General features: G+C 60.8%; 19 protein-coding genes. 9 read left to right on the top strand and 10 right to left on the bottom strand.

What is annotated here, in order from left to right; translation table 11 throughout:
- Window positions 1–22 precede the first annotated feature (22 nt).
- The 4 genes from spoT to KYK33_RS00315 all read right to left on the bottom strand — a co-directional run bounded on the left by spoT (window position 23) and on the right by KYK33_RS00315 (window position 4,610).
- Entirely contained in the window at window positions 23–2,140 is a 2,118-nt protein-coding gene (spoT, locus tag KYK33_RS00300; protein WP_042041214.1) for a bifunctional GTP diphosphokinase/guanosine-3',5'-bis pyrophosphate 3'-pyrophosphohydrolase, read from the bottom strand.
- 130 nt (window positions 2,141–2,270) lie between these two features.
- Window positions 2,271–2,546, bottom strand: a complete 276-nt coding sequence (gene rpoZ, locus KYK33_RS00305; RefSeq protein WP_005307060.1) for a DNA-directed RNA polymerase subunit omega — start codon at window positions 2,544–2,546, stop codon at window positions 2,271–2,273.
- A 77-nt stretch (window positions 2,547–2,623) separates the two neighbouring features.
- Window positions 2,624–3,250, bottom strand: a complete 627-nt coding sequence (gene gmk, locus KYK33_RS00310) for a guanylate kinase (RefSeq protein ID WP_042041213.1) — start codon at window positions 3,248–3,250, stop codon at window positions 2,624–2,626.
- Window positions 3,251–3,503: 253 nt separating this feature from the next.
- Window positions 3,504–4,610 (bottom strand): glycosyltransferase family 9 protein, encoded by a 1,107-nt coding sequence (locus tag KYK33_RS00315; RefSeq protein ID WP_224431675.1) that lies wholly within the window; start codon window positions 4,608–4,610, stop codon window positions 3,504–3,506.
- Between the two features lie 84 nt (window positions 4,611–4,694).
- Here KYK33_RS00315 and KYK33_RS00320 point away from each other — a divergent pair, with 84 nt between their 5' ends.
- Complete coding sequence (locus KYK33_RS00320; RefSeq protein ID WP_224431676.1) at window positions 4,695–5,399, top strand: 3-deoxy-D-manno-octulosonic acid kinase; 705 nt, start codon at window positions 4,695–4,697, stop codon at window positions 5,397–5,399.
- 159 nt (window positions 5,400–5,558) lie between these two features.
- Complete coding sequence (locus KYK33_RS00325; RefSeq protein ID WP_224431677.1) at window positions 5,559–6,416, top strand: GGDEF domain-containing protein; 858 nt, start codon at window positions 5,559–5,561, stop codon at window positions 6,414–6,416.
- A gap of 55 nt (window positions 6,417–6,471) precedes the next feature.
- On the opposite strand, the gene KYK33_RS00330 is transcribed toward KYK33_RS00325, so the two are convergent.
- Complete coding sequence (locus tag KYK33_RS00330; protein WP_224431678.1) at window positions 6,472–7,326, bottom strand: carboxylate/amino acid/amine transporter; 855 nt, start codon at window positions 7,324–7,326, stop codon at window positions 6,472–6,474.
- A gap of 39 nt (window positions 7,327–7,365) precedes the next feature.
- Between KYK33_RS00330 and KYK33_RS00335 the strand changes: the two genes are divergently transcribed.
- Window positions 7,366–7,845: a DUF6314 family protein gene (locus KYK33_RS00335; protein WP_224431679.1), complete on the top strand. Its 480-nt coding sequence runs from the start codon at window positions 7,366–7,368 to the stop codon at window positions 7,843–7,845.
- Between the two features lie 53 nt (window positions 7,846–7,898).
- On the opposite strand, the gene KYK33_RS00340 is transcribed toward KYK33_RS00335, so the two are convergent.
- Window positions 7,899–8,060, bottom strand: coding sequence for a hypothetical protein (locus tag KYK33_RS00340; protein ID WP_224431680.1), 162 nt, complete (start codon window positions 8,058–8,060; stop codon window positions 7,899–7,901).
- Window positions 8,045–8,941, bottom strand: coding sequence for a DMT family transporter (locus KYK33_RS00345; RefSeq protein ID WP_224431681.1), 897 nt, complete (start codon window positions 8,939–8,941; stop codon window positions 8,045–8,047). Before KYK33_RS00345 ends, KYK33_RS00340 begins: the two co-directional genes overlap by 16 nt.
- A gap of 100 nt (window positions 8,942–9,041) precedes the next feature.
- On the opposite strand from KYK33_RS00345, the gene KYK33_RS00350 reads away from it, so the two are divergent.
- Window positions 9,042–9,977 carry a LysR family transcriptional regulator gene (locus KYK33_RS00350; RefSeq protein WP_042041203.1) on the top strand — a complete coding sequence of 312 codons (936 nt, stop codon included), beginning with the start codon at window positions 9,042–9,044 and terminating at the stop codon, window positions 9,975–9,977.
- A gap of 65 nt (window positions 9,978–10,042) precedes the next feature.
- On the opposite strand, the gene trpS is transcribed toward KYK33_RS00350, so the two are convergent.
- Both trpS and KYK33_RS00360 read right to left on the bottom strand, forming a co-directional pair.
- A complete protein-coding gene (gene trpS, locus KYK33_RS00355) occupies window positions 10,043–11,047 on the bottom strand; it encodes a tryptophan--tRNA ligase (RefSeq protein WP_224431682.1) in 1,005 nt (334 codons plus the stop codon).
- A gap of 194 nt (window positions 11,048–11,241) precedes the next feature.
- The gene (locus tag KYK33_RS00360; protein ID WP_224431683.1) at window positions 11,242–11,676 is read right to left on the bottom strand and encodes a universal stress protein; all 435 of its coding nucleotides are present in this window, start codon (window positions 11,674–11,676) and stop codon (window positions 11,242–11,244) included.
- A gap of 652 nt (window positions 11,677–12,328) precedes the next feature.
- Here KYK33_RS00360 and fabV point away from each other — a divergent pair.
- Window positions 12,329–13,516: an enoyl-ACP reductase FabV gene (gene fabV / locus KYK33_RS00365; RefSeq protein WP_224431684.1), complete on the top strand. Its 1,188-nt coding sequence runs from the start codon at window positions 12,329–12,331 to the stop codon at window positions 13,514–13,516.
- On the opposite strand, the gene KYK33_RS00370 is transcribed toward fabV, so the two are convergent.
- Window positions 13,513–15,315, bottom strand: coding sequence for a GGDEF domain-containing protein (locus tag KYK33_RS00370; protein WP_318010429.1), 1,803 nt, complete (start codon window positions 15,313–15,315; stop codon window positions 13,513–13,515). The genes fabV and KYK33_RS00370 overlap by 4 nt on opposite strands.
- A 192-nt stretch (window positions 15,316–15,507) precedes the next feature.
- On the opposite strand from KYK33_RS00370, the gene ftnA reads away from it, so the two are divergent.
- The 4 genes from ftnA to KYK33_RS00390 all read left to right on the top strand — a co-directional run bounded on the left by ftnA (window position 15,508) and on the right by KYK33_RS00390 (window position 20,754).
- Window positions 15,508–16,032, top strand: a complete 525-nt coding sequence (gene ftnA / locus KYK33_RS00375; protein WP_042041196.1) for a non-heme ferritin — start codon at window positions 15,508–15,510, stop codon at window positions 16,030–16,032.
- Between the two features lie 174 nt (window positions 16,033–16,206).
- Window positions 16,207–17,391, top strand: coding sequence for a BaiN/RdsA family NAD(P)/FAD-dependent oxidoreductase (locus KYK33_RS00380; protein ID WP_042041195.1), 1,185 nt, complete (start codon window positions 16,207–16,209; stop codon window positions 17,389–17,391).
- Window positions 17,392–17,525: 134 nt separating this feature from the next.
- Window positions 17,526–18,161 carry a leucine efflux protein LeuE gene (gene leuE, locus KYK33_RS00385; RefSeq protein ID WP_042041194.1) on the top strand — a complete coding sequence of 212 codons (636 nt, stop codon included), beginning with the start codon at window positions 17,526–17,528 and terminating at the stop codon, window positions 18,159–18,161.
- A gap of 367 nt (window positions 18,162–18,528) precedes the next feature.
- Window positions 18,529–20,754 (top strand): TonB-dependent receptor, encoded by a 2,226-nt coding sequence (locus tag KYK33_RS00390; protein WP_310508877.1) that lies wholly within the window; start codon window positions 18,529–18,531, stop codon window positions 20,752–20,754.
- Window positions 20,755–20,770 lie beyond the last annotated feature (16 nt).

A 20,770-nucleotide genomic window follows, 5' to 3' on the forward strand; every position in this document is an offset into this window, starting at 1 on the left:
GCGGCTTGCGCCGCCTGTGGTATCAGTTCTTCTGTCGACCGACCCTGAGCACATTGGGCATGACCCGGATCTTGCGCATGATGTTGGCAAGATGGATGCGGCCCTTGGTGGTGATCAGCAGGGTTACCAGGTAGACGCGACCATCTTTCTCTTCGGTGCTGATGGCGTGAATATTGGCGCCGGTGGCGGCGATCACGTTGGCCAGCTCGGCCAGGGCGCCCTGATGGTTGACGATCTCGATGTGAATACCTGTCTTGAACTCTTGTTCCTGCTCGGTATCCACTTCCCACTGTACCGGCAGGTACTTGTCCGGCTCGCGACTGTAACCCTTGATGTTGCGACAGGACTCCTGGTGGATGACCAGCCCCTTGCCCGGGCTGATGTGGGCGATGATGGCATCGCCGGGAATGGGGCGGCAACAGTTGGCGAAGGTGACCAGCATGCCATCGGCACCCCTGATCGGCATCTTCTTGCTGCTGTTCTTGGGCTGATCACCCTGGGACAGCCCCTCATCCTGCATGCGGCGGGCGACCATGACACTCATGGCGTTGCCCAGGCCGATATCGGCCAGCAGCCCTTGCAGGTTCTCATGCTTGGTATCGGTCAGCACCTGCTTGATGCGGGATTCCGAAATGTCCTCGATATTCTTGGCACCCAGGGCATGGTTGAGCAGGCGGCGGCCGAGCACCACTGACTCTTCGGTACGCAGGTTCTTGAGGAACTGGCGGATCTTGGAGCGGGCCTTGGTGGTCACCACGAAGTTGAGCCAGGCGGCATTGGGGCGAGCGCCGGGGGCCGTGATGATCTCCACTGTCTGACCCGACTGAAGCTGGCTGCTCAGGGGGTAGGGGTGGCGGTCGACCCTGGCACCGACGCAGGCATGGCCAATGTCGGTGTGGACCGTATAGGCAAAATCGACCGGCGTCGCCCCGGTGGGCAACTCCATGATGCGGCCTTCAGGGGTGAACACGTAGATCTCGTCCGGGAAGAGATCGGTTTTGACCCCCTCGATAAACTCGAACGAACTGCCGGCGCTCTGTTGCAGTTCGAGCAGGCTCTGCATCCAGCGCTGGGCGCGGATCTGGGCCGTGGTGCCCGAGCTGTCGCCATCCTGTTTGTAGGCCCAGTGAGCGGCAACCCCCTTGTCGGCCATCTGATCCATGTATTCGGTACGGATCTGCACCTCGACCGGCACCCCGTGGGGCCCGACCAGGGAGGTGTGCAGCGACTGATAGCCGTTGGTCTTGGGGATGGCGATGTAATCTTTGAAGCGGCCGGGGCGGGGCTTGTAGAGGTTGTGCATCTGCCCGAGCACCCGGTAACAGGTGTCTATGTCCTTCACCTTGACGCGAAAGGCATAGATATCCATTACCTCATGAAATTGCAGCTCTTTTTTCTCCATCTTGTTGTAGATGGAGAACATGTTCTTCTCGCGGCCGCTGATCTGCGCCTCGATGCCGGACTCCTGCAGTCGCCCCTGAATTTCACTCTGGATAGAGTCGATGATCTCCCGGCGATTGCCACGGGCGCGACGCACGGATTCGCGCAATACCCGGGAGCGCATGGGGTAGAGCGCCTCGAAGCCGAGCTCTTCCAGCTCGTTCTTCATGGTATGGATACCGAGCCGGTTGGCGATGGGGGCGAAGATTTCCAGGGTCTCGCGGGCGATGCGGCGGCGCTTGTCCGGGCGCAGGGAGCCGAGGGTGCGCATGTTGTGGGTGCGATCGGCCAGCTTGATCAGGATGACTCTGATGTCCTGGGTCATGGCCATCATCATCTTGCGGAAGTTTTCGACCTGGGCTTCCTTGCGATCGCGAAACTTCAGCTTGTCGAGCTTGGAGACACCGGCAACCAGCTCGGCCACGGCATCACCGAACAACTCCGCCAGCTCGGCCTTGGTGACCGGGGTATCCTCGATGACATCGTGCAACACGGCCGCCATCAGAGTCTCGTGGTCCAGACGCATGTCGCCCAGAATGCGGGCAACCGCCACCGGGTGGGTGATATAGGGTTCACCACTGGATCGCATCTGACCCTGGTGAGCGTCACGGGCTACCACATAGGCTTGCTTGAGTTTCTCAACCTGCTCGGATGGCAGATAAGAACTGGCTACTTCTTTAAGATTTTCAAATAGATACAAGACATGCCCCGCTGCGGTAATTCAGCAATCCGTGATATTGAGGGTATAGCCCTGAGTTTGCGAGGTTTTCGAGCGGTTGTAAATGGGGGGAAGAACAGTCGGCACCCGGGCGGGTGCCGACTCGGAGGACTTAACCGCGGCCTTCGGCGATGGCAGCGACGGCAGCCAGCTCGGCAGCTTCCTGCTCTTGCTGCTCGTAACGGTCCTGAGTGTCCATCACTTGGTTGTTCACCAGACCCAGCTCGATCTCGCGCAGGGCGATCACGGTCGGTTTGTCGTTCTCTTCGTCAACCAGGGGGTCTTTACCTTGAACCGCGATCTGACGGGCGCGGCGCGCGGCGACCAGTACCAGGTCAAAACGGTTACCTACCTGTTTTACAGCATCTTCTACAGTAACGCGTGCCATGCAGACTCCAGTGTTTAGACTTTTAGTGTTTAAAAGACGGTGTTTAAAAATGACGCAAAAGTGTACTTGGTTTTAGCTTATTCCGCCAGTAGCTGTTGCAGCAAGTTTTGCTGCGCCTGCCGTTGACGGCACATCTTCAACCTTTGGCTCTCGATGATGGCCTTGAGTTGACCCAGCGCCAGCTCAAACTCTTCGTTGATGATGACATAGTCATACTCATCGTAGTGCACCATTTCGGCAATGGCTTTCTCCATGCGGCCACGGATCACCTCTTCGCTGTCCTGCCCGCGACCGATCAGGCGGCGCTCCAGCTCGGGACGGCTCGGCGGCAATATGAAGATGGATTGCGTCTCCATCTGCTCGCGGATCTGGCGGGCGCCCTGCCAGTCGATATCGAGGAAGACATCGATACCCCGGGCCAGGCAGGCCTCGATGGCCGCCCTGGAGGTGCCATAGTAGTTGCCGAACACCTCGGCCCACTCCAGGAAGTCGCCACGGGCGATCAGTGCCTTGAACTCTTCGACCGGTACGAAATGGTAGTGGACCCCGTTCTCTTCCCCCGGACGCATGGCGCGGGTGGTGTGGGAGACGGAGAGCTGCATACGGCCAGCGGCCTCAGGCTGCTTGAGCAGGGCATTGATCAGACTGGACTTACCCGCTCCGCTTGGGGAGGAGATGATGTAGAGGGTGCCTTGTTGCGCCATGTCAGTACCTTTCAACGTTTACCGTGTTTTGGTTGTAGCAGAGAGCGCCGTCTCCTGCCCCTCGGGGCGACAGCCAAGCACAACACACAGAAAATTCAGCAGCAGGGGGATGTAAAGGCGGCAGATGGTAGCAGATGACCGCAGATAAAAAAACGGCCGGAATCATATTCCAGCCGATCAAAGGATTCGTAGCTTGCTGCGAGAGTTGCCTCTACGCAGCGGCTATTCTGGCGAGGAAATACTCGGGAGACTATCAGGTTATCTCTCGCTGACTGCTCGGGATTTTCGATGGATTGCCCGCTTCCTCCCCCGCTTGCCACCACTGGTCGAAGCGGGCGATCACTCGCTCGACCGGCAGCTTGGCCATGGCGTCCGGGTCTTTGAGCCGGGTGCGCCAGCTCAGCTCGCTCAGCGGTTTGCCGGTCTCCTGCTCGATCAGCTCCTGATAGACGCTGACCACATAGTCGTGGCACAGATAGGGGCCGGTACGGGCCGGATTGTGATGGGCATAGAGGCCGATGACGGGGGTGCCGACCAGGGTCGCCATGTGGGTGGGGCCGGTATCGGGGGCCAGTACCAGGCTCGCTTCCTTGATCAATGCCAGCAACTGCTTGAGGCTGGTCTGGCCGACCAGGTCGATCGGCTTGCTCTGGCTCAGGCGCCGTATCTCAGCCGCGAGATCTCGCTCCAGCTTGGCCGGCCCGCCGCACAGCAGCACTCGCATGCCCTGGCGGTGGGCATGATCCGCCAGGGCGGCATAGCCAGCCGCGGTCCAGTTCTTGAACGGTTTGCTGGCGGCGGCACAGATGAGCAGGGTCGGTTGCCCGGCAATCTGCGCCTTGGCCCAGGCCTGATGTTCAGGGGCTATGGGTAGCTGCCAGTCCGGGGTCAGATCCTTGATGCCCAGCTCGCGGGCGAAGGCGAGGAAGCCGTCCAGCACATGAGGGGAGGCTGGCGAGGGCACCTTGTGATTGGTAAACAGCCATTGACCATCGTTGGCACGCTCCCGATCGAAACCCAGTTTGACGTCGGCGCGGATGCCGAGGGTGGCGATGCTGGCGCGCAGGGCGGCCTGCAGATGCAGCAGAGCATCGAATTTTCGGCCTTGCAGCTGCTGCCAGAGGGCGCGGTAGCCACGCCAGCCCTGACCCTTGTCGAAGGGGATCACCTCGACACCGGGCAAGTCGGCAAAGAGCCCCGCCTCCAGCTTGCCGATGACCCAGGTGATGCGGGTGTCCGGCCACTCCCGCTGAATGACCCGCACCAGCGCCAGTGCGTGGCAGCAATCACCAATGGCGGAGAGCCGCAATATACAGATTGAAGAGGGTGGCGTTTGGAACGGCAGCATGATGTGGCGCAATAGATGGGAAATCGATGAATGGCATTATGCAAACTCCATCATGGATTGTAAAATTGCGGCCAATGACTGCCCGGAACCCACCAGATGCAAATTCAAACCGACAAGAACCAGGTGTGCTGGTTTGCCGATGACCTCTTCAACCATCCTTCGCCCAGGCTATTCGATCCCCTCTGGTGGCAGAACCAGGGCAAGGTGGTGGGCTCGGCCATCGGCCGGGGGGTGACCTGGTTCGTGAAGGAGGAGTCCTGCCATCTGGTGCTGCGCCACTACTATCGCGGCGGCATGGTGGGCCGGGTGGTGCGGGATCGCTTCTGGTTCGAGGGGGTGGAATCGAGCCGTGCCATGGTCGAGTTCAGCCTGCTGGAGACCCTGAGCCGTCAAGGGTTGCCGGTGCCCAGGCCGTTCGGGGCACGCATGGTCAAGCAGGGCCCCTTCTACCGGGCCGACATCCTGATCGAGCGTATTCGTGGTGCCAAGGATCTGGTGGCCCTGCTCAAGCGGGGTTCTGTCGCTGCCGACATCTGGTTGCGGGTGGGTCAGACGATACGCCAGCTGCACGATGCCGGTGTCTATCACGCGGATCTGAACAGCCACAATCTGCTGCTCGACAAGGCGGACAAGGTGTGGGTGATCGATTTTGACAAGGGGGCCATCCGTGCGCCAGGCAGCTGGCAGCAGGCCAATCTGGAACGATTGCTGCGCTCTTTCAATAAAGAAGCCCAGCTGCATACCAGCTTCCACTTCGTGCCGGAGAACTGGCAGACCCTGATGCAGGGTTATCGGGGCTAGCCTCGATGAGGCTTGCGGTGCGGTCCCGGCTGAGGGTCGCTTGCCCTTCCGAGCTGACGCGTTTTTTTCATCACAAACTCCCTGATGCGGATTGCCGATCCCTTGCCCCGATGCTACTTATTGGGGTTCACGACAAGTTTCACGGTTTAGAGGCGTTTGATGGATGTACTGAAGGCTCCGCTAGCGGACACAGTGACCCGACTGGATAGTTCCCTGATGGCGGATGCCATGCAACTGATGGATGCCGGCGTCTGGCGCTGGTCGCAGCCGCAGACCATGGCGCGGGATCCCTCCTGCCTGGCGTTGCTCGGCCTCACCCAAGACAATCTGGATGAGATGAGCTGGCTGGCACGGATACACCCGGATGACATGGCGCGGGTGCTCGAAGCCTTCGCCGCCTGTCTGCATGGTCGGGACTCGCTGCGTCTGGACTATCGCATCCTGCACCATGATGGTCACTATATTCGCCTCGATGAGCGAGCCCAGCGCCAGCCGGACGGCTCGCTGCTTGGGGTGGTGCGTCGTTGCCGCCACTCCCACTCCCCGGTGGCGGAGCAACAGGGCACGGATCCCCTGACCGGGCTCGAGAGCCGCGGTTATTTCGAACAGAGGCTCAACGAACGGCTCGGCCAAGAGAGCGCCTTCTGCCTGCTGCAACTCACCGTGGATCACAGAGCCAAGATATTGCAGCTGTTTGGCGAAGCCGATTGCGACACCATGCTGGCCAGACTGGCGCGTATCGTGCGTCACGAACTGCGCAAGGATGACCCCTTTGCCCGCTGGGATGACGATACCTTCATCCTGATGCTGCCGGGCATCGAGCGGCTGGATGCCCTGGAGATCGCCGAGCGGTTGCGGCTCGAAATTGCCGATGCCAGCCTGCTGCCGGAGCGACCCGTCACCGTCAGCATCGGATTGGTGCAGCATCAACCGGGGGAGCAGATCGATCATCTGCTGGCCCGGCTCGCCTCCTGCCACGGTCAGGCTCGCCTGGAGCACAACCAGGTCATCGGCTAGCAGGCTCTGCCCCGGGTTCGGGAGGCGCTCCATGAAGAGCGCCTCCCGAGCGGGATCAGGCGCGAGCCCGTTTCCCGGGTCGGCACAGCCAGAGCGAGGCCAGCATCAGCAGGCCGCCAAGGGCGAGGCGCGGCAGGTCCGTCTCTCGTCCCCACAGCAGCAAGTTGACCAGCAGACCCGCCGGGATCAGGGCGTTGTTCATGATGGCCAGCACGCCGCTGCTGACCAGGGTGGCACCCTTGTTCCACAGGAAGTAACCCAACCCGGATGCCCCCACTCCCAGCCAGAGCAAGATGCCCCACTGCAGGCCGGTGCTGGGATATTGCGGTTTGCCGAGCAGCCACCAGGCGGGCAGGGCGATAGCCAGGGCCCCCAGATAGAAGCAGCCAAACACCGCATGTTGTGGCGGTTGCTGCGCTTCACGGGCCATCAGCACCTTGTAACCCACCTGCCCCAGGGCGAAACAGAGGTTGGCCCCCTGCACCACCAGGAAGCCCAGCAGATAGCTCTCGGTCAGACCATCGAAGCGGATGACGGCCGCGCCCAGTACCGCCAGTGCGGCCGCCCCCAGATAGCTCGGCTTGAAGCGCCGCTCCAGCAGATCGTGGATCAGGGTGACATAGAGAGGGGTAAAGATGGTAAATACCAGTACCTCAGGCACCGTCAGCAGCAGGAAGGAGTGGTAGTAGAAGAGGTACATCAGGCCGAGCTGAATGGCGCCGAGCCCCATCAGCTTGAGAGCCAGATCGGGTCGCAGCCAGCGTTTACGCAGGAAGGGCAGAAACACCAGACTGGCGAGCAGGATGCGGGTTAGCACCGAGAAGTAGGCATCCACCTGACCGGCGAGGTAGACACCGATCAGGCTGAAGGAGAAGGACCAGAGCAGGGTAACCCCTATCAAGTAGTTCATGTGTTTGATTTATCGTCAGTTGTCAATTTTGAGGGCGCTATGATGGCCGAGATGGAAGCTGTGATCCAGCGTTTATGGCAGCGGTTGCCACAGATAGGCGCATTTGCGTTCGAGGGGAGTAACGGGGCGGGCTCCGCCACCGACTGGACGGGGCGCGGCGAGGGCAGGGTGCAGGTGACCGATCACCAAGGGGGCTGGCTGTTTGACGAGCAGGGCCGCTATCAGACCCCCCACGGCAAGCTGCTGACCATGACGAACCGCTTCTGGTGGCAGCGTACTCCGGCGGGGATCAGCCTCTCCCACTTGCGCTACCAGAGCCCGGTACTGCTGTTCGAGTTGCGGCCGGTGGCGGGCCGCTGGCAGACCCATGAGCCCCACCTGTGCGGCCAGGATCACTACAGCGCCGAGCTGGTGGAGGAGGCAGCCGGCTTCCGGCTGAGCTGGCAGATCCAGGGGCCCCGCAAGAACGAGCGTCTCGATTACCGCTATCACCTGATGGAGGGGGCATCGCCGCCATAAAAAAACCGGCGCAAGCGCCGGTTGGAGACAATATCTTGAGGGGCCGCCGAGTGTCAGGCCTTGATGACCTGGCTCAGGATGGCCTGCAGGCGGCTGTCAAACAGCCAGGGCAGCAGCACCATCAAGAGGCCTATCAGCCCTGCCAGCTTGTGGCGGTACTGCCAGCCGGCAATCAGCACCAGACCGCCACACAGGGAGGTCAGGATGCCTGACACAGGCTTTCCCGGCGATTGCGACGCTGCTGGGCCCACTGGTTCATGGCGACCGAGCCCAGGATCAGCATCAGGGCGACACCTGTGGTGGAGTGGATCTGCTCACCGAGGAACAGGGCACCCAGCACCACCCCAAACAGGGGCACCAGATAGTTGCTGAAGGAGGCGAAGGTCGGGCCTGCCTTCTGGATCAATGCCATATAGAGGAAGTAGACCAGACCGGTACAGAAGATGCCCAGCACCACCACGGCGACGGTGGCCTGTTGGCTCGGCAGGGTCAGGCTGTCGAGATCGATCAGGAAGGGGGCGGCGATCAGCAGTTGAATGGCCGAGGAGATGAGAATGTTACGGGCCACCACCACCGGGTGATCCTTGGCGAAACGCTTGATCATCAGCAGGCCGATGGCGAAGCAGCTGGCTCCGAACAGGATCGCCACGGCGCCCACCAGACCGGCATTCATGCCATCGGACAGTTTTGGCCAGAACAGCACCAGCACGCCGATGAAGCCCACCACCACGGAGAGCAGACCGCTCTTGGTGATTTTTTCACCCGAGATAAACAGCGGCGCCATCAGGATGGTGACGAAGGGGATGCAACCCATCACCACGGCGGCGATGGCGCTGTCCACATACTGCTGGCCCCAGGCCACCATGATGAAGGGGATGGTGGCATCGAGCAGGGCGATCAGCATGTAGGTGCGCCAGGGGGTGTGTTCGCTCTTGAGTCGCATGAACAGACAGAGCAGCCCCAGGGTCAGGCTGCCACACAGGGCACGCCCGGCGGCGACCAGGATCGGCGGCATTTCGGCCACGGCCTGGTGCATGAAGATGAACTGGGAACCCCACAGCAGGCCGATGGCCAGCAGTAACAGATAACTACGCATGTCTTGTCTCGTTGTCGATGATGCAATGAATGAGCGCATTCTAGGGACTCTGTTACTATGTAGAAAATGAATTGTTGGCATTTGCCTATGGTCAATATCGATGGAACTCTCCCTCGCCCGGCTCGATCTCAACCTGCTCACCCTGTTCGATGTGCTGATGCAGGAGCGCAACGTCACCCGGGCCGCCGAGCGGCTCCACCTCTCCCAATCCACCGTCAGTCATGCCCTGGGCCGATTGCGTCAGGCGCTGGATGATCCCCTCTTCGTCATGAGCCGGCGCGAGATGATGCCGACCGAGCGGGCCAAGGCCCTGGCCGGGCCGGTACGTCAGGCCCTGGCCATGCTGGAGCAGGGCTTGCGTCAGGCCAAGGGGTTCGACCCCGCCAGCGCCCGCCGGGTATTTCGCATGGCGCTGCCGGGCTCGGTGGAGCATGGTCTGGTTCCCGCCATGGTCGAACGGCTTCATCGGCTTGCTCCCCACTGCCGGCTGGAGGTGTGCGAGCTGGCGGCCAGCGACTACGAGCGCGAACTGGAGAAGGGGGAGCTGGATCTGGTGGTGGGTTTTGCCGGGGCCGATCACCTCTCGCCCCGCTTGTGGCGTGAGGACTGGTTCAGCAATCCCCTGGTCTGTCTCTCCCCCATGGACAGCGGCCTGCCCGAGCGATTGGGGCCGAGGGAGCTGGTGAGCAAGCCCCATATCCATACCTCGAGCTGGGGCCACAGCCAGGCGATGGTGGATCTCTGGCTGGCCCGGTTCGGGGTGGAGCGGGAGCTGGGGGTCAGGTTGCCAAGCTTCATGGCGGTGCCCCAGTTGATGGCGACCCGGCGTTATCTGGTGGTGGTGCCCGAGATGATAGGCCGTGACTTTAGTCGCGATTATCCGCTGCAACTTCATCAACTCGAACCGGCCATCCCCATCGTCTACCTGATGGCGGGCCACCCCCTGAGCGCCCATGACGAGGCGATCCGCTGGTTCAAGGGGGAGCTGCATGCCCTGGCCGAGGGGCGCTATGGCCTGACCTCCCTCGGCGGATAGCCACCCCCTTGCCCCCGGGTGCACCACCGGGGGCTGAGTGGCAGGGGGCGAGGGCCCGGTGGCGCTTAGTCGAAGTAGTTGAGGCCCATGGCCCGCTTTACTTCTCCCAGCACCCTGTCCGTGACGGTGCGCGCCTGCTCGGTGCCCTGGCGCAGCAGCGTGAGCAGTTCGCCCCGTTCGCTCATGGCCTGCTGCCTGCGCAGTCGCATGGGAGCAAGCAGGCTTTGCAGGCAGTCGTTCAGCACCTGCTTGCAGCGCATATCCCCCAGGCCACCGCGCCGGTAGTGCGCCTTCATCTCGGCCACCAGTGCCTTGTCCGGGTGGAAGGCATCCAGATAGGTGAACACCGTATTCCCTTCGACCTGACCTGGATCGCTCAGCCTGAGGTGGTTGGGGTCGGTATACATGCCATGGACTGCCTGCTTGATCTCCGCCTCGGACATGCCGAGTTCTATGGTATTGCCGAGGGATTTGGACATCTTGGCCTTGCCGTCGATACCGGGCAGGCGGCCGGTGTCGCTCAAGATGGGCTGGCACTCGGTCAGCACCTCTCTCCCGACCAGACCGTTGAAGCGACGCACTATCTCGTTGGTCTGCTCCAGCATGGGCAGCTGATCCTCACCGACCGGCACATGAGTGGCCCGAAATGCGGTGATGTCGGCCGCCTGACTGACCGGATAGACCAGGAAGCCGGCAGGCAGGCTGCGCTCAAAGCCTTTTTGCTGGATCTCCGCCTTGACGGTGGGGTTGCGCTCGAGACGGGCGACGCTGACCAGATTGAGGTAGTAACCGGTCAGCTCGGGGAGGGCGGGCAGGGCACTCTGCAGGCAGAAGGTCGTCTTGGCGGGATCCAGCCCGGCGGCCAGATAGTCGGCCATCACCTCCAGCATGTTGCCGGTGACCTTGGCCGGGTCATGGCTGTTGTCGGTCAGTGCCTGCAAGTCGGCAATCATCACGAACTGGCGATGGGTCTGTTGCGCCTGCACCCGCTGGCGCAGGGATCCGACATAGTGGCCTATGTGCAGTTTGCCGGTGGGCCTGTCGCCCGTGAGTATGATGGGGGTTTGCATGTCACTCTCTCCAGTCTGGGGTGGGCCGGGAGGCGACAAAGGGCACAAATACAATGACCGCCTCTCGGCGGCCACTGTGTTTTCTTTGGGAAATCTTACATAGAAAAGCGGTGCCGCCTGTTTAGGAGCAGCACCACCAGTAATCTTTGTTGAAGGCGGTCATGTTCATGGCCACTCAAGCTACGCCTGTTCCATCACTTCTGCAAGGGCACGACCAGCAGGTCGCAAGGCACAGTGTTCATCAGCTGGCGGGCGCTGGAGGTCAGCAGGCTCCAGAAGCTCTGACGATGGCCACAGACCAGCAGGTCGATGTCATAGTCACGCACCGCCTGATTGACCCGCTCGCTCAGGTCGCCGCAGATCACCAGCTTCTTCTCGATGGGGTACGCCACCGGCGCCAGGAAGGCTTCCAGTTTCTCCTTGGCCTCGGCGATCACCTGATCCTGCACATTGTCGATGTCGATATCTATCATCTCGGTGTAGAGATCCTTGAGGTCGACATCGACATGGATCACCGACAGCTTGGCACCGTTGGAGATGGCCCGATCGACCGCCTTCTCAATCACCTTGCGGTTGTCTTCCGACAGGTCGATCGCGACCAGCACATGCTTGTAATGGGTTCCACTCATGGGATTCTCCTCACAGATAGTCTTGTCACTATACCAATCGCTATTGAAACTAAAATGTCATTCTCATCACAGCTTTATGTACCCATGGCACTCCTCTGTACCGCATTTGTGAGCCAGGTTCCGTTATCGCCATCGTGCAGCCATGCCTAGTGCTCGTCGCTCTGTATCGAGATGCGTGAGCCAGGTTCCGTTATCACCATCGGGCAGCCAGGCCTCGTGCTCGTCACTCTGTATCGAGATATGTGAGCCAGGTTCCGTTATCGCCATCGTGCAGCCAGGCCTCGTGCTCGTCACTCTGTATCGAGATGCGTGAGCCAGGTTCCGTTATCGCCATCGTGTAGCCAGGCCTCGTGCTCGTCACTCTGTATCGAGATGTGTGAGCCAGGCCCCTTTGCCGTCATTGTGCGCCGATGAAATGAGCGGAAACATGAGGCGGGTCACAGCGGGCAACTTGCCCCTTGTCCGCGTCGGGCATAGGATGTGCCCGTGTTTCGCAAGGACCACAACATAACAAGAAGCATCTGAATACCGCTTTGGGAGCCTATGGCTCCCTTTGTTTTTTACCCCCCTTTCTTGTTCAGACGCTGCGCCATATCAAGGTCATCTCCTCCCCCGCTGGCTATGCTCAAGCCAGTGACTTTGGAGAAGTGCCATGATCATCCGTCCCGAGATCCAGGGCTGCGTCGCCCGCAACTGCCATCCCATCGGCTGCCGTGCCGCAGTGGAACAACAGATAGCCGAGATCCGCGCCGCGGGCCAGTTCAATGGCCCCAGGCGGGTGCTTGTCCTCGGCGCCTCATCCGGCTTTGGATTGGCCTCACGCATCGCGCTCACCTTCGGTGCCGGGGCCGACTCCCTTGGCATCTCGTTTGAGCGGGGCCCCTCCGAGAAAGGGGTTGGCAGCGCAGGCTGGTACAACAACATCTGGTTCAAGCAGGCCGCCGAACAGCAGGGGAGGCTGGCCCTGAATCTGATCGGCGATGCCTTCTCGGACGCGATGCGCCAGCAAGCCATAGCGACGATTCGCCAACAGTGGGGGCAGGTGGATCTGGTTATCTACTCCCTGGCGAGTGGTGTGCGGGTACTGGCCGATGGCCGCCAGGTGCGATCTGTCCTCAAGAGCACGGGGCAACCCTTCACCGGCCTGGGGCTGAATCTGGAGCACTATGCCCTCGAGGAACAGACCCTGCCGGTAGCCAGTGCCGAGGAGATCCGCGACACCGTCACCGTGATGGGCGGGGAGGATTGGCAGCACTGGTTGCAGGCGTTGCAGGATGCCGATTGTCTGGCGCCCGGGGTGCAGACGGTCGCCTACTCCTACATAGGCCCAGAGTCCACTTATCCCCTCTATCGAGACGGCACCATAGGCTATGCCAAGGAGCACCTGCACAGCACCGCCGAGGCGATCAACCTGCAGCTTGCGGCGATCGGCGGCCACGCCTGGGTCAGCGTGTGCAAGGCACTGGTGACCAAGGCCAGTGCCTATATTCCCGTACTGCCCGTCTATCTGGGGCTGCTGATGGGGGTCATGAAGGAGCAGGGGGTGCACGAAGGGTGCATCGAGCAGATGCATCGTCTGTTCGCCAGCAAGATGTACGGTATTCAAGGAGTGGTGGCCGATGGTCACAGGCTGATCCGCATGGATGACCATGAGTTGAACCCGGCAGTGCAGGCGGCGGTCTCTGCACTCTGGCCCAAGCTGACCCCCCAGAACTTCGAGAGCATGGGGGATTTTGCCGGGCTGAGACGGGATTTTCTGCAGCTCAATGGCTTCGACTTGCCCGGTGTGGATTACGAGATGCCGGTCGACATCAAGGCCCTCGGCGAGTTGCAGCCCTAGGCCAGGCTGCGAGACAGCGTGACCACAGTGTGCGGCGGCGCCGCAAGCACCGTCTGGTTGCGCCCCTGGCGCTTGGCCTGATACATGGCCATGTCAGCCCTGTGAATGAGCTGAGTGAGCGTCTCATGAGGATCTTCCCGGCCAGCGACCCCTAGGCTGATGGTCATCACGGGGCGACCGGGTTCCCGCTCGGCGGCCACTCGCTGGCGCAACTGCTCAGCCAGGTGCCAGCAATCTTGCGCCGGTAGCGGTATGGCGACCAGAAACTCCTCCCCACCCCAGCGGCCGATCAGCTCCCGCTCCGGCGCCCACTCCCCAAGCAACTGCCCAAGGCGGGCGATGGCGATATCCCCCGCACCATGGCCGTGCTGGTCATTGATCTGCTTGAAGTGATCGATGTCGATGATGATCAGGGAGAGGGGCCCCTCCTGCTGCCAGAGAGTCTGCAACCGCTCTTGCAGGGCGTGCCGGTTGGCGAGCCCGGTGAGCTGATCGAAACTGGCCAGCCGATAGAGGCGACGGGAGCTGCGATGCAGGCGGTGGGTGGTGATACCGAGGAGGATCAGGGCGCTGAGCAGCAGCATCACCAGCATCAACTGATAGTTGCGGGCACTCTGCTGGTGGGCTATCTGCTGGCGCCGCCGTTCGTTTTCCAGTACCAGTCTGTGGTTATCGCTCTCGCTACGGGCCAAATCCATTTGCGCCTGGAAGGCGGCCGCGTGTTCGCTCAGGGTACGGTTGAAGTGCTGGCGATAGTCGGCATGATAGTCATTGAGCCCCCGGTAGGCGGCGGCATAGTTGCCTTGCCCGGCCAGGAGTTCGGCCCGAAGCGCCTTGCCTGAAAGATCCAGCGTCCCGGCCCCCTCGAGCAGGGCCAGGGCTGGGCCCGTCTCGCCCTGACTGCGCAGGGCTGCGGCCCGGGTGGTCAGCAGCCCGGGAGGGGTCGGGTAGCCGAGTTGCTGATGCAGCGCCTCTGCCTGATCCAGATGGCGCAGTGCCGCCGAGCCGTTACCCTCGGCATTGAGGGCCATGGCGAGATAGCCCAGCATGGCGGCGCGATAGTCGGGAGAGAGGGCCGGGTTGGCCAGCTGGCTATCGAGTAGCTGGCGGGCTCGTGCCGGGCGACCCATGTCGAGATAGAGTCGCGCCATGTTGGCCTTGATGAGGGTCTGACTGTTGGGCTCATCCAGGCTCAGGCTGCGCCGCAGGGCATCCAGATAGTGCTGTTCTGCCTCCTGACCCAGTCCGATGTCGGCGTAGAGGTTGCCCAGGGTGATGAGCAGCTGTATGCACTGCAACTGAGCCTGCTTGCTCTCCTGCTTGAGTTGGCGTTTGAGCAGGAAGGCGCTCTTGAGTTCGGCAATGGCCGATTGCAGCTGATTGGCTTTATAGTGAGCCAGGCCGTTCAGGGCATGCCATTGCGCGCGCTGCGCCGCATCGTCCTGCAGTGCGGGTTCGAGCTGGGCGAGCAGGGTAAAGGCCTGGTCGGGGGCGGCGGTATCCAGGGCGAGGGCTATCTGCTGCAGCTGGAAATCCCGCTGTCTGGAGGCTTCCTGATGGCTGGCGGCCAGCGCCCTGGCCCTGGCGTTGTCGAGCTGGGCGCCCCGGTAGTCACCCAAGTGTGCCTTGGCCAGGGATCTGGCGTGAAACAGTTCCATGTCCTGACCCGTCAGGGCATCGAGCTGGCTGAGGTAGGCGGCGGGATCGCGTGCGGCTCGCCATTCGGCATCATTCAGCAGGGAAGGCGCGGCCTGCACCTGGCCAAGCCAGCACAGTAACAGCAGAAAATAGCGGTACATCAGCGAGGGTCCCGGATCATGGGCGCCATGATAAGGGGTACGCTTGAGTACAGCATGCTTCATTGACTCGCCATGCCCATATGGGGGTAAGGCTGAGGCATTGGTTGAAACTGCAACAAATCCTGCGGCAAGTGGTTGATCCAGATCCGCTTCGTCGCGACAATCGAACCCAAATCACAGTGGAGAATCAGCATGTTGGCCCAAGCCATGATCGAGAAGTTGAACGACCAGATAAACCTGGAATTCTATTCCTCCAACCTCTACCTGCAGATGAGCGCCTGGTGCGAGGACAAGGGTTTCGAAGGTGCCGCCACTTTCCTGCGCAAGCATGCGGTGGAAGAGCGCCAGCACATGGAGCGTCTCTTTACCTATGTGAGCGAGACCGGCGCCATGCCGATACTGGGTGCCATCAGTGCCCCTCCCCACGAATTCACCACCCTGGGCGATGTGTTTCGCACCACCCTCGAGCATGAGCACCACATCACCCAGTGCATCAATGGCCTGGCCCACGTTGCCTTCACTACCCAGGATTACTCCACCTTCAACTTCCTGCAGTGGTATGTGGCCGAGCAGCATGAGGAAGAGAAGCTGTTCAAGAGCATAGTGGACCGCCTCAACCTGGTGGGCGAGGATGGCAAGGGCCTCTACTTCATCGACAAGGAGCTGGCCGAGCTGGCCAAGGCGTCCCCCGCCAGCGTGATGGACAACAACGCCTGATCCCTGGATGAGGCTTGCTTAAGTCTCCCGATAAGTCGTGGACACTTAATGTTCAGTCAGTACAATACGGCCCCCTCGTGGGCCGTTTCTTTTTTTGGTGGCCGGGGGGGTGATGGTTGGGGTCTGTGCGTTGGCCCCGCTCTTGTTGATCTGTTTCAGGTGAGTGGCGCTGTGATGATAAGAACGGATGTTGTGGTGATCGGGGCCGGTGCGGCCGGTTTGATGTGTGCCCAGCAGGCGGGGTATCGGGGTCGTTCGGTACTGGTGCTCGACAACGCCAAGAAACCGGGCCGCAAGATACTGATCAGTGGCGGCGGCCGCTGCAACTTCACCAACCATCAGACCGGGCCCCAGGCCTTCCTCTGCAGCAACCCTCACTTCTGCAAGTCGGCCCTGGCCCGCTACACCCAGCAGGATTTCATCGATCTGGTGGACAGGCACGGGGTCAACTATCACGAGAAGACCCTGGGTCAGCTGTTTTGCGACGAGAGTGCCAAAGAGATCGTCGATGTGCTGCTTACCGAGTGTGACTGGGCCGGGGTGAGCCTGCAGTTCCAGACCGAGATCCTGAGCGTCGCCAAGAGCGAAGATGGTTTCGTGCTCGTGACCAGCAAGGGGGAGATAGCGTGCCAATCCCTGGTGGTGGCGACCGGTGGCCTCTCCATGCCGAAACTGGGCGCGACCCCCTTCGGCTACAAGCTGGCGGAACAGTTTGGTCTGCCCGTGCTGCCGACCCGCGCCGGTCTGGTGCCCTTCACCCTGCATCAGGCCGACAAGGAGGCGTTTGCTGCTCTGGCCGGGGTCAGCCTGCCGGTCGCAGTGACCGCCGAGGATGGCACTCGCTTCAAGGAGGCCATGCTGTTTACCCATCGCGGCCTCTCCGGCCCCGTTATCTTGCAGATCTCCTCCTTCTGGCTGCCGGGGGAGAAGATCCATATCAACCTGCTGCCCGATCTCGACATATTGGCGACGCTGAAAGGGTGGGCGCAGGCTCATCCGGCTCAGGAGCTCAAAACCGTGCTGGGCCGCGAGCTGCCCAAGCGCTTCGTCGATACCCTGGTGGAGCTGGGCCAGCTCACTAACAAGCCGATGCGCCAATACAACGAGCGGGAGCTGGAGGCCATTGCCGCCCTGCTGGAAGATTGGCAGCTGCTGCCCAACGGTACCGAAGGCTACCGCACCGCCGAAGTGACCCTGGGAGGGGTCGACACCAACGCACTCTCCTCCAAGACCATGGAGGCGCGTCAGGTGCCCGGGCTCTATTTCATCGGCGAGGTGGTGGACGTGACCGGCTGGCTCGGGGGTTACAACTTCCAGTGGGCCTGGTCGTCCGGTTGGGTGGCGGGACAATATTGCTGATCTTCGCCGTTCCCAAGTGAGAGGCTTGTGCTTTATTCGCGCAAGGTTAGGATGGATCCATGGTCGATGAGGAGTGAGATGGCGACCGTGCCGTCTCCTTTCGCATCTCTTCGTCTTTGCTATTGGGGTGGAACATGTTTGAAAGCCTGGGTGTCATCAATGTCTGGACTTATTTAGTCGGCCTTTTTTTCATCATCATAGCCCCGGGCCCGAACTCCATTTATGTATTGCGTACCGGTGCCAGCCGCGGCATAGGCCCCGGTTATCGCGCCGCCCTCGGCGTCTTTGTCGGCGATGCCCTGCTCATCTTCTGCGCCTATCTGGGGGTCGCCTCCCTGATCCGTACCACACCCTTGCTGTTTACCCTGGTGCGCTACCTGGGGGCCATCTATCTGCTCTATCTGGGGGTGAGAATACTGTATGACAACTTCGTCGCCAGGACGGAGAGTCACCCTGCCGACCCGGTTCAGGGGGAGAACTACTTTGGCAAGGCGCTGACCCTGAGCCTCACCAATCCCAAGGCGATCCTGTTCTACGTCTCCTTCTTCGTGCAGTTCATCGACTTCAACTATGCCCACACCTGGCTCTCCTACCTGGTGCTGGCCGGCATGCTGGAGGCCATGAGCTTTGTGTATCTGACCCTGCTCATCTTTGGCGGCTCCCTGATGGCGCGCTTTTTTCAACGCAAACTGCGCCTGGCCAAGCTGGGCAACGGTCTGATCGGCCTCTTCTTCATGGGGTTCGCCGCCCGGCTCGCCACTCTTTCCTGAGTGATGATGAACTCACCCGGCTTGGCGTCGGGTGAGGTTGTGTCTTCTGTTCCCCCTCATATGCCTGTCTTTGCTCATTAATCACTTCTTTATCAATTAGTTGGCCTCTATTACGCCGCTCTCTCCCGCCCACAAAACAATTGAAGTCACAAATGATACTTATTAACATCCTCAGTCGCTGATTGGCATCAGGCTGCCCGATCCCGGTGGGGCATCTCTTGTGGTTGGCGGGGGATAGGTATTCCTCTCGATGACTCATGGGCAAGCCATCCGTCACGACAATAACGGATGCTCGGTCCCCACGGCCGCATCATCGATAGCAATAAATGGTGCCAAAGGCACCCATGAACAGGTAGAGCAGGACGTCATGTTAAGACAAGCAAGGAACTATCCCCTGAATGCCCTGGTACTCGCGCTGACCATGACCGGTGCCTTCCCTGCCCTGGCGGCACAGACCGAGGCCAAGCCGGAGACCATGGTGGTGGTCGCCAGCCATGCCCCCAAGAGCATCAGCGACATTCCGGGTACCGTCTGGTATGTGGATTCACAGCGGATAGAACAGGAGTCCCGTGGCGGCAAGAGCCTGGGCGAGATATTGGCAGCCGTGGTGCCTTCCCTGGATGTCAGCAGCCAGGGAAGGACCAACTATGGTCAGAACCTGCGTGGCCGCGCCATGCTGGTGATGATAGATGGTGTCTCCCTCAATTCGGCCCGTCTCATCAGCCGTCAGCTCGATTCCATCGATCCTTTTAACATCGCGCGCATCGAGGTGCTGTCGGGGGCGACGTCCATCTATGGCGCGGGTGCTACCGGCGGTGTGGTCAACATAGTGACCAAGAAGGGTGAACAGGGCGAGCTGCAATTCGAGAGCTATGCAGGTACCACCACGGGTTTTAACAGTCATGAAGATGTTGATTACAAACTGGCCCAGTCGGTGGCGGGGGGTAATGATCTGGTACAGGGGCGCGCCTCCCTCGTCTACAGCAGCAACAAGGCCTTCTTCGATGCGGGTGGAGACATGGTGGTGCCGGACATCACTCAGGGGTCGCTGCAGTTCAACGAAGTGATAGATACCATGGGCAGCCTGACTTTCACTCCATCCGGCACCCAGAGTCTGACGTTGCTGGCCCAGTACTACAGCAGCAAGCAGGATAGCCCTTACGGCATCTATTTCGGTCAGGATCTGGCCGGTGCGCCGGGCAACATTACCGGCAACCCGGCGGACACCAGCCTGATTGCAGTGCGTGATGGTTTTGAATCCGATCGCCAAGGCGCGACCGAGCGCTGGTTGCTCAACGCCGATTACCGCAACACCGACTTCCTGAATCACACCCTGATGGTGCAGGCCTCTTATCGCAGTGAAGAGTTCTCTTTCATTCCCTTCATCTATGGCAGCTACCTGGCCGCCTCCGAGCAGAGCACGGATGTGGTGAGCCTGCGCACCGCGCTGATCAAGGATTGGGATCGCCTGACCCTGACCTATGGGGTCGATGGTTTCATCGATACCCTCAAGAGCAACCAGGCCCTGTTTGACAAGCAGACCAGCTATGACAGCGGCGGTCTGGTCAACAAGACCGCCAGCACCATAGGTCGCTACCCCGGGGTCGAAGTGGAGTCCCTGGCGGGTTTCCTGCAAACCGAATTTGCCGTCACCGACCGCTGGTCCCTGGATGGGGGCTATCGCTACCAGTACACCCGCAACAAGATTGACGACTTCGTCGACTACAACATGCAGCGCAACATCGCCTTCGGCAAGGGCAGCAGTGCCGATGCAGTACCGGGGGGCACGACCAGCTACAACACCGGACTGTTCAATCTGGGCACCCTCTACAAGCTGACGCCTCAAACCCAGCTGTGGGCCAACTTCTCCCAGGGCTTCGATCTCTCGGATCCCTCCAAGTACTATGGTACCGGCACTTACAGCAAGACCCCGGATGCTCAGGGCCACTACAGCCTGCAAAAGAGCGTCAACGTAGCCGATTCCAAGTTGCAGGGCATCAAGACCAACAGCTACGAGATAGGGGTACGTCATGATACCGATCGCCTGAGTCTGCAGAGTGCGGCCTATCTCTCCTTGTCCGACAAGGCGGTCAAGGTAGACAAGTCGACCATGCTGATCAGTGTGTTGGATGACGAGAAGCGAGTGTATGGGATAGAAGGGCAGGCCTCCTATTGGCTGACCGATGCCTGGCAGCTGGGCGCCAATGGTCACCTGGTCAAGTCGGAGCAGAAGAGCGCCGAGGGTGGCTGGGAGAAGGTGTCGGTGGATAATGCCAGCGGCTCCAAGGCTGCTGCCTGGCTGGGTTGGCAGCAAGATGCGCTGGCGATGAAGCTGCAGAGCCAGACGCTGTTTGATCTGACCGACGATGCCGATGGCAAGATTGAGGGTTACACCCTGTTGGATCTGATTGGCAGCTATGAGTTGCCGGTGGGCAGCCTGGGCTTCGGTGTGCAGAACTTGCTCGACAAGCAGTACAGCACCGTATGGGGTCAGCGCGCCGCCAGTCTCTACAGCTACTATGGGCCAGCCGAGATGTTTGACTATCAGGGACGCGGTCGCACCTTTACCGTCAACTACCAAGTCAAATACTGAGCAGGGTATTGAGCGT

Source organism: Aeromonas rivuli (assembly GCF_020149575.1).
GTDB classification, from domain to species: domain Bacteria; phylum Pseudomonadota; class Gammaproteobacteria; order Enterobacterales; family Aeromonadaceae; genus Aeromonas; species Aeromonas rivuli.